Genomic DNA, 12,506 nt, shown 5'->3' on the forward strand with positions numbered 1-12,506 from the left:
TGTAGCCGCCGAACGTTGTTTTAAGCTAAAATCAAAAGCACATTTTGTTTGTACTAAATACTTGTTAAACTAATTGATGAGCCACCAGGTATTCGGCAATTTGAACGGTGTTTGTTGCTGCTCCTTTTCTTAAATTATCGGCTACAATCCAAAGGTTTAAGCTATTGGGCTGGCTCTCATCTCGACGGATACGGCCAACAAAAACAGCGTCTTTTCCTTGTGCATAAATGGGCATTGGATAGGTTTTGGTTTCCAAATTATCTTGAACAGTGACCCCTGGCGTATGATGCAATAAAGTTCGAATTTCACCCACATTAAAATCGGATTCAAAAGCGATATTTACCGATTCGCTATGACCTCCTACTACAGGAATTCGGATAGCTGTTGCCGTGATGGCAATGGATTTGTCGTTTAAAATTTTTTGGGTTTCACGAACCAATTTCATTTCTTCTTTCGTATATCCGTTTTCTTCAAACACATCACATTGCGGAATCGCATTGCGGTGAATAGGATAGGGATAAGCCATTTCACCAAGTTTATTTTGGTATTCATTTTCCAATTGACGAACTGCTTTCAAGCCCGTTCCAGTGATGGATTGATAGGTAGAAACCACCACGCGTTTTACTTTGTATTTTTCATGCAAGGGAGCCAACACCATTACCATTTGAATGGTTGAACAGTTTGGGTTTGCAATAATTTTATCATCTTTAGTTAAAGAAGTGGCATTAATTTCTGGAACAATTAGTTTTTTAGTAGAATCCATACGCCAAGCGGAAGAATTGTCAATGACCGTTGTGCCCACTTCTGCAAACTTTGGAGCCCAAGTTAAAGAGGTTTCTCCTCCAGCAGAAAACAAAGCAATTGCTGGACGTAAAGAAATCGCCGTTTCTAAACTGACGACTTTGTATTTTTTACCTTTAAAATCAATTTCTTTTCCAATGGATTTCTCTGAAGCCACAGGGATTAATTCGGTTATTGGAAAATTACGTTCTGCTAACACTTGAAGCATTACTTCGCCCACCATTCCGGTGGCCCCAATCACGGCAACTTTCATATTGATCTGTCTAGAATTAAGTTACAAAAGTAAAGAATAATCAGCTGAATTAATTTGGTTTAAGAAAAAATTCATAAAAAAAACTCCCGTTCAAACGAGAGTTTAGTGAGAATATGTATTGTAGCGGATTAATTATTTTTTTAATAAATCTCTAATTTCAGCTAATAGTTGTTCTTGTGTCGGACCTGCTGGAGCAGCCGGAGCTTCTACTACAGGTTTTTTCATTTTGTTGTAAGCTTTAATAATTAAAAACATAATTAAACCAACAATGACTAAGTTTACAAGCGTATTAACCCAAGCTCCATAACGAATGGCAACTTCAACTACTTCTGTAACGCCTTCGCTTGCTGCTACTCCTTCTGTTAAAATGATTTTCTTATCAGCAAAATCAACCCCTCCAGAAAAATAGCCCACAAACGGCATGACGATATCGTTGACAAACCCGTTGACTACAGCACCTACAGCACCTGCCATAATTACGGCAACTGCAAATTCAATGACGTTGCCAGTCATAATAAAATTTTTAAATTCTTTTAGCATAAATCTTAGGTATTAAAGGTTTTTGTTTCACGAAGTTAGTTAAAATTTTAATTTTTGCAAATATTTTTTATTCACGATAGAAAATTCGCTTCACGCGTTGCGAAATTCCTGTTAAGATTTCATAAGGAATTGTGTCTAATTTTTTGGCCATTTCGAGAATAGACGGGTCTTCACCAAGAATAATGACTTCGTTTCCTTCTACACAAGAAATAGTTGTAACATCCACCATCATCATATCCATACAAATACTTCCTAAAATCGTTGCTTTTTGTTTTTTAATGAGCACGTAGCCAATGCCATCGCCCCAACTTCGTCTAATACCATCGGCATATCCAATTGGAATGGTTGCAATTCGCATTTCATTTTTTGCAATAAATCGACGTCCATATCCGATACTTTCTCCAGCTTGAATGGTTCTGATTTGGGAAATAATAGATTTTAAAGTGCCAACAGGTTCTAGAAAAATTTGCTCATTTGATTGATTTGAAAATCCATATAAACCAATCCCTAAACGTACCATATCGTATTGGGCTTCTGGAAAATTAGAAATTCCCGACGTGTTTAAAATATGTCGAAGAGGCGAAATTTCCAGCTCCGTTTGTAGTTGAGAAGAAATTCGGTCAAATTTTTCAATCTGTTCTAACGCAAATTCTCGATTTGCTTCTTCATCACTCGTGGCCAAATGGGATAAAATACTTTTTACTTTAACTGTTTTATTGTTTTTTAAAATAGTAACTAGCTCTGAAACCTGTGGCTCTTCAAAACCTAAACGATGCATGCCAGTATCTATTTTAAGGTGAATTGGAAAATCGATTAATCGTTTTTGCTTAGCAATTTTTAAAAAAGAATGCAATCCCTTAAAGCTATAAATTTCAGGTTCTAATTGATGTTGGATAATCGATTCAAAACTGGAATTTTCTGGGTTTAGCACCATAATTGGCAAGTTAATTCCATTACCTTTAAGTGTAATTCCTTCATCAGCAAAAGCTACACCTAAATAATCAGCCCGTTGATATTCTAAAAGTTTAGCAATTTCTAATCCACCACTTCCATAGCTGAATGCTTTGACCATCACCATAATTTTGGTATTTGGTTTGACCTTCGCCCGATAATAATTAAGGTTATGCGTTAGGGCATTTAAATTAATTTCTAAAACCGTTTCATGTGTTCTTTCTTCCAATAAAGAAACGATTTCCTCAAAATGAAAATGACGAGCTCCTTTAATTAAAATAGTTTCATTGTCAAAATTTAATTGGTCAAATTGCTCTAAAAATTCAGCTTTTGAATTAAAAAAAGTCCCATTTAAAAATTTGGTATGATAGCGAGAAATTGTTTCGCCAATGCCAATGATTCTATTAATTTTATTCGAAATAATCATTAACGATAAACGAGTATACAAATCGTCATTTTCTAATCCGCTTTGAAATATATCCGATAAAATAAGGGTTTTTTTATGATGTTGTTTCTGGCTTTCTAAAAAATCTAAGGCAATTTTTAAAGATTGAAAATCGGAACTATAGCTATCATCAATTAATGTGGTGTTATTGATGCCTTTTTTTACTTTTAATCGCATTTCGATGGGATACAAAAGCGATAAACGATGTTGAATGGTTTCAAAATCATATTTCAAATAGAAAAGCACCATTAAACAATGAATTACATTTTCGATAGAAGCGTCATCGGAAAAAGGAATTTTAAATTTGAAACACGTATTTTGGTACGTTATATTTAAATTTGTTTCGTTTTTGATTGTTTTATGATGAATGAGTACGGCTGCGTTTTTATCGCTCGAACTCCAAGAAAAAGTATTGATTTTGGGGTCTAAAAAAGCATCAATGGATTTGTTTTTATTATAAATTAAAACTTCCACATTCGGAAATAACTTTAATTTTTCTTTAATTTTTTCGCCCAAATGACCAAAACCTTCATCATGTGCAGAGCCAATATTGGTTAAAACCCCAATGGTAGGCTGAATAATAGCCTCGAGGTTTTCCATTTCATTTACGGTAGAAATTCCCGCTTCAAAAATGCCTAAATTGTGATGTTCATTAATCCCAATTACCGATAGCGGAACACCAACTTGTGAATTATAACTTTTTGGACTTCGAATAATCGTATATTCTGGACTTAATAAAAAATTCAACCATTCTTTTACGATGGTTTTTCCATTGCTTCCGGTGATTCCTATAACCGGGAAATTAAATTTTTTGCGATAAAAAGCAGCAAATTGTTGTAGGGCTTTTAAGGTGTTTTTGACTACTAAAAAGTTGACATTTGGATTTTGTGTTGTGATCTGTTGAGAAACCACAAAGTTCCGAACTCCTTTCTCAATCAATTCTTCAATATAATCGTGGCCGTTATTGTTTTGTCCGATTAAGCAAAAAAATAACGTTTGCGGATTATGGTGTAAAGAACGGCTGTCGATGGAAACATTTTCAATGGTATTTTCTGGATGATTCCCTATAAAGGTAGCATCTAAAAGCGAAAAAATGTTTTTTAATAAGATGCTCACAGTTTTATTTTAGTTTATTTTGATCGTCAATCTTTTTTTCGGCTTGTTCCCGTAAAGCATGATAATAAGCCGCTCTACTTAGCGGTTCATATTCTTCGGTTTCGCCTAACATCACGAGTTTGTCATTAGATGTTTTTCGGAAGCTATAGTTTGCTAAATTCCCCGTTCGTGTGCAAACCGCATGTACTTTGGTTACATATTCTGCTGTGGCCATTAAAGCCGGCATCGGCCCAAACGGATTGCCTTTAAAATCCATGTCTAAACCGGCCACAATGACGCGAATGCCAGAATTGGCTAAATCGTTACAAATCGTAATGATTTCGTCATCAAAAAACTGAGCTTCGTCTATCCCAACCACATCGCACCCTTGAGCTAAGATTCTGATATTGGCTGCGGCAGGAACCGGAGTGGAACGAATTTCATTGGAATCATGCGAGACAACCATCTCGTCATGATAACGCGTATCAATAGCGGGTTTAAAAATTTCTACTTTTTGCTTGGCAAATTGAGCTCTTTTGAGCCTGCGAATCAGTTCTTCGGTCTTTCCAGAGAACATAGAACCACAGATAACTTCTATCCAACCAAATTGTTCTTTATGATTTACGGTATTTTCAAGAAACATTTTATACTTTTCTAGCGGTGAACAACATATTTTTATGTTATTTTGTAACTGTAACAAATTTATAAAATTCTAAACGCTATACTCAATATAATTTTAAAAGTTATGAAGAAAAAGTTAGAAGCCGATTTAATCAGCATTGCACACCGAGTTTTGAAATTAAAAGGAAAAGAAGATGTTGTTTTATTACATCAAGAAGCTCAGAAATTATATGAAAAATTAGCCGTTCTTCGCTTTTATGAAGAACATATTAATGTGATAAAAGAAGAAATTTCTGAGGATGAGTTGGTTGAAAAGCTTAACGCGATGGATTTTTCAAAACCGATTGAACTTGCTAAAGCAGAAGTTGAAACGGAAGAAGAACCAGTTTCTGTAAATGAAGTAGTTGAAGAAACCACAATTCTTGTTGACGAAGTTGAAATTGAAAATGAACAAGTAGAAGAAAAAGTAGAAATTGAAGCTGTTGTAGAGCATGAAAATGTGGAACATGAAAAAGAAGAACCTCTTTTTAGTCCAATATTTGAATTGTCGGAAGAAGCCGAAGAAGAAAAACCTATTGCAACTACGCAACAAAAACAAATTTCATTTGAAGACTTGTTAGGTTCTGGTTATAAGGAACCCGAATTTGTAAAAGTGAATGATGTTCCAAAAGAAGTAGAAAAAGTAGCCGATATATTTTTTGAAAAAGTAGAAGAAACGAGTCAGCCAGAAATTACAATAGAAACGACTTTTGAATCAAAAGTAGAAACGGTTGTTCAAAAAACAGAACACAAGTCTCATTCCTTAAATGATACGTTGATAAAAGGAATCAACATCGGTTTAAATGACAGAATTGCCTTTGTAAAACACCTTTTTGCTGGAAGCAATGAAGATTTTAACCGCGTAGTTTCTCAAGTAAATACGTATGATTCATTTGAAGAAGCCCAACAATTTATGGAAGAAATGGTAAAACCCGATTATAATAATTGGGAAGGGAAAGAAGACTATGCTTCCCGTTTTATGAATCTGATTGAGAAAAAATTTGCATAAATGGGTAAATTGTATTTGGTTCCAACGCCAATTGGTAATCTTGAAGACATGACTTTTAGAGCCATAAAAGTGCTCAAAGAAGTTGATTATATTTTAGCAGAAGATACCCGAAATAGCGGAAAATTATTAAAGCATTTCGAGATTGGAACGCCGATGCAAAGTCACCACATGCATAACGAGCATAAAACCGTTGAAAATTTAGTGCGACGAATGCAAGCGGGCGAAACGCTTGCGTTGATTTCGGATGCAGGAACGCCTGCTATTTCTGACCCTGGTTTTTTGTTAACCCGAGCTTGTGTCGAAAATAATATTGAAGTAGAATGTTTGCCTGGAGCTACGGCTTTTGTTCCCGCATTAGTCAACAGCGGCTTGCCAAATGATAAATTTGTTTTCGAAGGATTTTTACCCGACAAAAAGGGAAGACAAACCCGTTTTTTAGCTTTGGCGGAAGAAAATAGAACGATGATTTTTTATGTTTCTCCACACAAACTAAACAAAACATTAGCCGAATTTGCACAGTATTTCGGTTCTGATAGACCACTTTCGGTTTCACGAGAATTATCTAAAATGCATGAAGAAACCGTTCGAGGAAACGCAGAAGAAGTCTTAAAACACTTTGAGGCCAAACCAGCCAAAGGAGAAATTGTGGTGGTAGTGGGCGGAAAGAGTGTGAAATAAAAATAGAGTAGTTCATTTTAAAATAGAGAAGCATGGCAACAACGCAAGTAACGACAACCTGGAAAGGGAAAATGCAATTTGAAGCGACTAATCCAAGCGGAGAAACCCTGTTAATCAATGCCGGTGAAGAAAATGGAGGCGAAGGCCCAGGTTTACGTCCAAAAGCAATGATGTTAGCTGCTTTAGCAGGTTGCTCTGGTTTAGATGTTGCTTCGTTGCTCGAAAAAATGAAGTTAGAAGTACGTGATTTTAAAATTGAAACTACTGCTAATCTTACAGAGGAACATCCAAAAATATATGATAAAGTAACGGTAGAATATCATTTTTATGGTCCTACGCTTGAAGAGGCGAAACTGCAAAGAGCGGTAGATTTATCGATAGAAAAGTATTGTGGCGTTATGGAAATGTTTCGTCAATTTGCTATTATAGAAACAAAGACTTTCTTTCATTCGGTTTAATTTCATAACAGTTTATTTTTATAATTGCACAAAGAAAATTTTATATCTTTGTGAATCAATCCTATACGCCAAACATCAAAATTCAGTATTATTATGAGATGGAATTTAAAATCTAAGCCAGAAAAACAGAAAGTTCTACAACTACAAAACGAACTTCAAGTAAATGAAATAATTGCCACCTTGTTAGTGCAACGTGGCATTGAAACGTTCGAGCAAGCTAAGACTTTTTTCAGACCCAGTTTGAACGATTTACATGATCCTTTTTTAATGAAAGGGATGGATAAAGCCGTCAAGCGGATAGAAGAAGCTTTAGAAACCGATGAAAATATTTTAGTTTTTGGTGATTATGATGTCGATGGAACTACTGCGGTTTCTTTGGTGTCTAGTTTTTTAAAACAGCTTTCGCCAAATATTGACACGTACATTCCTGACCGTTATCTAGAAGGCTACGGCATCTCGTTTAAAGGAATTGATTATGCAGAAGATAATGGTATTTCCTTGATTATTGCTTTAGATTGTGGTATAAAATCAGTTGACCATATCGCTTATGCGAAAGAGAAAAACATTGATTTTATCATTTGTGACCACCATTTGCCTGGCGAAAAATTGCCTGATGCCGTGGCGGTGTTAGACCCAAAACAAGCGGATTGTCCTTATCCTTATAAAGAACTTTGTGGTTGTGGTATCGGATTCAAGCTCATTCAAGCATTGACACAAAAAAAAGGACAATCTGTAGAAGAATTACTTCCCTATTTAGATTTAGTAGCTACGGCGATTGCAGCAGACATTGTTCCGATGAACGGAGAAAACCGAATTTTAGCAAAACATGGTTTAACTGTAATTAATTCCACACCCCGACCCGGCATCCAAGCGTTAATTCAAAATGTCAAGAAAAAAACGTTGACGATTACCGATGTCGTCTTTATTATTGCTCCACGAATTAATGCTGCGGGACGAATAAAACACGGAAATGAGGCTGTAGCCTTGTTGACGGAATATAATTTAGAACAAGCGTTACAATTTGCGACGGAAATAGAAGGCTACAATTCGGACAGAAAGGATTTAGACAAACAAATTACTCTAGAAGCACTTAATCAAATAGAGGAAAACAACGAGCGAAATCGGTTTACAACAGTGCTTTATCAAGAGAATTGGCACAAAGGAGTGATAGGAATTGTTGCTTCTCGATTAATAGAAACTTATTATCGGCCCACCGTTGTTTTTACAAAAAGTGGCGATAAATTAGCGGCATCCGCTCGTTCGGTTCAGGATTTTGATTTGTATGCCGCATTAGAGCAATGTTCAGAGCATTTAGAACAATTTGGCGGGCACAAATATGCCGCCGGAATGACGTTGAAAGAAGAACATTTTTTAGCGTTTAAAGAAGCCTTCGAAAAAGTGGTTCAACAAACCATTCATCCGGATTTATTAACGCCAGAAATTGCCATCGATATGGCCATTGAACTTGATGCTATTCAACCAAAGTTTATCAGATTGCTAAATCAATTTGAACCTTTTGGTCCAGAAAATATGGCTCCCGTTTTTTTGACAAAACAAGTCGTTGATACCGGTTATGGCAAAAAAATTGGGCAACAAGAGGAACATTTAAAGTTGTTTGTAAAATCGTCTACAGATGCCAATAGTGAAGGCTATGGTGTGATTGGTTTTGGATTGGGAAATAAGCTGTCAATTACAGAAGCACGAAAACCATTTGATTTGGTTTACTGCATTGATGAAAATGAGTTTAACGGCACGGTAACCACGCAATTTCGAGCTAAAGATTTGCGTTAATTAATTGAAGGTTTTTAATTCGAATGTTTTTCCATCAAAAACGCCGTAGGTAAAATAGCCAATCCAATCGCCTAGGTTGATGTATTCTGAATTTTCGCCAACGCTTAATTTCATCGGTAAATGACGATGTCCAAAAACGAAGTAATTATAGTGTTTTTGAGTTAACTTTCGCTTGGCATATAAAACCAACCATTCGTTTTCTTCTCCCAAAAATTTCACATCTTCATCGCCAGAAATTAATTTGTTTTTGACCGAAAGATATTGAGCTAGTTTCACTCCGATATCTGGATGTAACCAACGAAATAGCCATTTTGAAAATGGATGAATAAATACTTTTTTCATTCGTTTATAGCCTTTGTCATTTGGTCCTTTTCCATCGCCATGGCCAATTAAAAAGGTTTTGCCTTCAAACGTATATTCTTGATTGTCATGAAAAACAGGAGTTTGAAGTTCCTTTTGAAAATAATCAGTCATCCATAAATCATGATTTCCTACAAAAAAATAAATAGGAATTCCGAGGTCGCGAAGTTCTGCTAATTTTCCTAAAACCCGAATAAATCCTTTAGGCACAACTGTTTTATATTCAAACCAAAAATCAAATAAATCGCCCAATAAAAAAACGGCAGTGGCATCTTTTTTAATTTCGTCTAACCAAGCTACAAATTTCTGCTCTCGCGGAAAACTAGCTTCTCGAGTGGGAGCTCCAAAATGTTGGTCGGAGGCAAAATAGATTTTTGTAGGCAATGTTGAATTCATGAATTCGACTTAATTATCTGATGCGTACCATTCTGCAAAAGAGCTTTCCGTTTCTTGTAATTTTAAGGAATGAAGTTCGATGTTGGCTGGCAAACGGTTTTTTATTCTTTCGGCAAAATCAATCACCATGTTTTCGCTCGTAGGCTGATAATCGACTAAAATCACATGATGGTCTCTGTTTTTCAATTCATTTGCCAATTCGACATGTGGTGTGTTTTGATTAAAAACGGTAGCATGATCAAATTGATCGACCACTTCTTCTTTCACTATTTTTTTTAAATCTCCAAAATCAATCACCATACCAAATTTTACATGTGTAGCATCTGTTAAAGGCGTTCCCGAAACAGTAACCGACAATTTATAACTATGACCGTGTACGTTTTTGCATTTTCCATCATAGCCATATAAGGCATGACCTGTTTCAAAACTAAATTGTTTGGTTATTCTGATTTTTGTCATTTGCATTAAATTTGGCTGTAAAGGTAAGAAAACCTACTCATTTTCCCCTCTTTTTTTAGCGGCATAATACATCCAATAGGCAATACCAATCAAGAGAATAAAAGGAATAAAGGAGCCTATTATTAGTCCAGTTTGATAGCCACTATCGGGAGCATTTTTTAGTTTTTCTTCAACATCAATTGCTTGAATTAGAAAAATAAGTGCGTTCATGTCGTTAGATTTCTAAATTGGTTTGGTGAATGAGGTTTAATTTTAGGTAAAAATATACAATTCTGTTGAGATGGCTTTCTCTTCTATTTAAAAATCATGAAATGAGCAAAAACAATTCTCGGTTTTACTTTTTTTAATTTTCAAATTGTGATAATAAATTTATATATTTGCCCTCGCCTTGGGGATGTAGCTCAGTTGGCTAGAGCGTTTGGCTGGCAGCCAAGAGGTCGTGGGTTCGAGCCCCATCTTCTCCACTTTTACCCTTAAAAACGACATGTTTTTAAGGGTTTTGTTTTTTAGGGGCATAATTATCGAGTTGTTTTAAACATTGTCTAAATTTTAAAAACTGGATATACAAATATTGATGATGTATCCATTGCCTTAAGCCGAACCACTTATGAAATGACTTTTAAAAAAGACAGAATCATATATTATAGCTCTATTAGAAATAGTATTCTGAGAAATTAATAGAATTGTTTTAAAAACTGCTTTTTTAATTCTAATCCTTATTAATTTTACAACCCTTACTATTAACCTTAAAAAACGAAAATATGATTCTGATTAAAATAATTTTCTTCGTCATTATTTGGACACTATTATCCATTTTTTATAAATATATTAAAACCTCATTTATGAATAAAAAATGCGGTTTTTTTTACAAAATTAAAACAACAATCCGAAGCATTTATCGATTGGTCAATAGTAGTAAAACAGCAGATTATGTATGGGTTGAATTAACCAATTATTATAAAAACTCGGGATTGAAATATGGACAATATGATTATCGAAAACAAGTAATATGCGATTTCATATTTAATGAATCTCGAACTGTTAAATTTGAATTCAATGTAGAAACTTCTACTTTATCTTATAGTTCTATTATCCTTCCAAGTTTTGATGAAGAACGAACTAATGCTATTTTGATTTTAGCATCGCATTTTAATAATTTATTAAATTTTGGTATTGTAAAAGTTTGTCTGAAGTATAACTATATTTCATTTGAATATTCTAGAGATGTATTAATTTATTCTTTATATCCAGGAGAGATTGATTTTGATACAAGAAAGCATTTTGGAATTACAAAAGATATCATTTGGGCATTTGATAGTTTATTAGAAACTGGAGACGACCCCGTTTTTATTTTTTCGGAACTATTGAAAAGAAGAGCTATTGAAAATGAAAGGGAGTAGTTTTTTACAGTAAATTTGAAACTAAGTTGGTATTTCAAGGTTTTTTTTTATAAAATCCCTCCGATGTCTCCACTTCCCAACTAGTTGTGTGCTCTAGAAATATTTTCTAACTTTGTAGCCACTACTAAACAAAAAACTATATTTGTAAAAAACAAAATTATGAAATCGATAAAAATTATTTTTACAATTCTTGTTGCTTTATTTTCTATTCAAAATGGTATAGCTCAAAACGGTAAAAAGAACGAAAAAGCAGTAATTAAAACAACAATTCATTGTGATCATTGCCAAGCATGTGAAACATGTGGTCAATTATTTGATTCGGAAATGTTAAAAATAAAAGGCCTTAAAATGTATCAACTGGATGATAAAAACATGACTATTACGGTTCATTATAATGGTCAGAAAACAGATTTAAACGCTATTAAATTGGCTATTTCTAAATTAGGTTACGATGCCGACGAGATGAAGGCAGATGTTGTTGCCTACGAAAATCTTGACGGTTGTTGTAAAAAATAACAGTTACAAAGTACATTCAAAATACAGTTAAGACATTAATACCTTTACGCTTAAACGAACAAAACCGCAAATTTTACAGTTGCGGTTTTGTTGTTTTAACGATTATATTTCTGGTAACGGATCACCTACTTTAATTTCACAACGATGATGCGGTTGGCCATGTGCGGGATTATTTTTTGGTCGCGGCGTATTGGCTTCTGAAGCTGTAGTTTGAGCAGTTGTTGTTTGTGTTGTTTGAACTGGAGCCGGTGTAGCTTTTGGAGCCGGAGTAGCATTCATAGTGGGCGTTGATTCGCTTTTCTGCTCACTTTGAACCGTTTTAAAAAATGATTTTGGAGCTTCGCCTTGTGGTGCTGGCGGAGCAGTTTGGGGCGTGTTGGCTGGGCTATCCAAGGGTGCACCTACCGCTATATCACAACGGTGAAAAGGCTGGCCATGAGCGGGATTTAGTTTTGGTGCTTCTCCTTGTGGTGCGGCCGGCGTTTCTGGAGCAGTTGCTTGCGGTGAAGCAGGAGCCACCGGAGTTGCCGTTTCAGTATTTGCAGTAGGAGCTGCTACAGGAGCCGTTTCTTTTTCTTGACAGGCTGTCATTATAAACAAACAACCGACACAAAGTGATAATAACGTTTTCATTTTCATAGTATTTATTTTTTCTTTTTTCAAATATAAGAAAAAATGCCGAAAACAAAAATCG

14 protein-coding genes and 1 tRNA gene are annotated in these 12,506 nt (G+C 35.0%); 7 read left to right on the forward strand and 8 right to left on the reverse strand.

Features of this window, described 5'->3' with window-relative positions; all coding sequences use genetic code 11:
* Positions 1-64: 64 nt before the first annotated feature.
* From PHR76_RS06410 to PHR76_RS06425, 4 genes are all read right to left on the reverse strand, one after another.
* On the reverse strand, positions 65-1,054 hold the full coding sequence (locus PHR76_RS06410) for an aspartate-semialdehyde dehydrogenase (RefSeq protein ID WP_300059752.1): 990 nt from the start codon (positions 1,052-1,054) through the stop codon (positions 65-67).
* Positions 1,055-1,186: 132 nt separating this feature from the next.
* A complete protein-coding gene (gene mscL, locus PHR76_RS06415; RefSeq protein WP_300059755.1) occupies positions 1,187-1,594 on the reverse strand; it encodes a large conductance mechanosensitive channel protein MscL in 408 nt (135 codons plus the stop codon).
* A 67-nt stretch (positions 1,595-1,661) separates the two neighbouring features.
* The gene (locus tag PHR76_RS06420; protein WP_300059758.1) at positions 1,662-4,106 is read right to left on the reverse strand and encodes a bifunctional UDP-N-acetylmuramoyl-tripeptide:D-alanyl-D-alanine ligase/alanine racemase; all 2,445 of its coding nucleotides are present in this window, start codon (positions 4,104-4,106) and stop codon (positions 1,662-1,664) included.
* Positions 4,107-4,110: 4 nt separating this feature from the next.
* Positions 4,111-4,728, reverse strand: coding sequence for a thymidine kinase (locus PHR76_RS06425; protein ID WP_300059761.1), 618 nt, complete (start codon positions 4,726-4,728; stop codon positions 4,111-4,113).
* Between the two features lie 102 nt (positions 4,729-4,830).
* Here PHR76_RS06425 and PHR76_RS06430 point away from each other — a divergent pair, with 102 nt between their 5' ends.
* The 4 genes from PHR76_RS06430 (at position 4,831) to recJ (ending at position 8,681) form a co-directional block, all read left to right on the forward strand.
* Positions 4,831-5,754, forward strand: a complete 924-nt coding sequence (locus tag PHR76_RS06430) for a hypothetical protein (RefSeq protein ID WP_300059764.1) — start codon at positions 4,831-4,833, stop codon at positions 5,752-5,754.
* Entirely contained in the window at positions 5,755-6,432 is a 678-nt protein-coding gene (rsmI, locus tag PHR76_RS06435) for a 16S rRNA (cytidine(1402)-2'-O)-methyltransferase (protein ID WP_300059767.1), read from the forward strand. It abuts the gene before it with no gap.
* A gap of 32 nt (positions 6,433-6,464) precedes the next feature.
* On the forward strand, positions 6,465-6,890 hold the full coding sequence (locus tag PHR76_RS06440) for an OsmC family protein (protein WP_300059770.1): 426 nt from the start codon (positions 6,465-6,467) through the stop codon (positions 6,888-6,890).
* A 93-nt stretch (positions 6,891-6,983) separates the two neighbouring features.
* Positions 6,984-8,681, forward strand: coding sequence for a single-stranded-DNA-specific exonuclease RecJ (recJ, locus tag PHR76_RS06445; RefSeq protein ID WP_300059772.1), 1,698 nt, complete (start codon positions 6,984-6,986; stop codon positions 8,679-8,681).
* Here recJ and PHR76_RS06450 read toward each other — a convergent pair whose 3' ends face one another.
* Genes PHR76_RS06450 through PHR76_RS06460 form a run of 3 tightly spaced genes read right to left on the reverse strand, consistent with a single transcriptional unit; the run spans position 8,682 to position 10,106 of the window.
* Positions 8,682-9,437 carry a UDP-2,3-diacylglucosamine diphosphatase gene (locus tag PHR76_RS06450; RefSeq protein WP_300059774.1) on the reverse strand — a complete coding sequence of 252 codons (756 nt, stop codon included), beginning with the start codon at positions 9,435-9,437 and terminating at the stop codon, positions 8,682-8,684. It abuts the gene before it with no gap.
* Between the two features lie 9 nt (positions 9,438-9,446).
* A complete protein-coding gene (locus PHR76_RS06455; RefSeq protein WP_300059777.1) occupies positions 9,447-9,896 on the reverse strand; it encodes a 6-carboxytetrahydropterin synthase in 450 nt (149 codons plus the stop codon).
* Positions 9,897-9,929: 33 nt separating this feature from the next.
* Positions 9,930-10,106: a hypothetical protein gene (locus tag PHR76_RS06460; RefSeq protein ID WP_300059780.1), complete on the reverse strand. Its 177-nt coding sequence runs from the start codon at positions 10,104-10,106 to the stop codon at positions 9,930-9,932.
* 180 nt (positions 10,107-10,286) lie between these two features.
* Between PHR76_RS06460 and PHR76_RS06465 the strand changes: the two genes are divergently transcribed.
* From PHR76_RS06465 to PHR76_RS06475, 3 genes are all read left to right on the forward strand, one after another.
* Positions 10,287-10,360 (forward strand) — tRNA-Ala (locus tag PHR76_RS06465).
* Between the two features lie 378 nt (positions 10,361-10,738).
* Positions 10,739-11,296: a hypothetical protein gene (locus PHR76_RS06470; RefSeq protein ID WP_300059783.1), complete on the forward strand. Its 558-nt coding sequence runs from the start codon at positions 10,739-10,741 to the stop codon at positions 11,294-11,296.
* Between the two features lie 159 nt (positions 11,297-11,455).
* Positions 11,456-11,812 (forward strand): hypothetical protein, encoded by a 357-nt coding sequence (locus PHR76_RS06475; RefSeq protein ID WP_300059785.1) that lies wholly within the window; start codon positions 11,456-11,458, stop codon positions 11,810-11,812.
* 102 nt (positions 11,813-11,914) lie between these two features.
* Here the strand turns inward: PHR76_RS06475 and PHR76_RS06480 are convergent, their stop codons facing one another.
* Positions 11,915-12,445: a hypothetical protein gene (locus PHR76_RS06480; protein WP_300059788.1), complete on the reverse strand. Its 531-nt coding sequence runs from the start codon at positions 12,443-12,445 to the stop codon at positions 11,915-11,917.
* Positions 12,446-12,506: the final 61 nt, after the last annotated feature.

The organism is Flavobacterium sp. (assembly GCF_028689845.1).
GTDB lineage: Bacteria > Bacteroidota > Bacteroidia > Flavobacteriales > Flavobacteriaceae > Flavobacterium.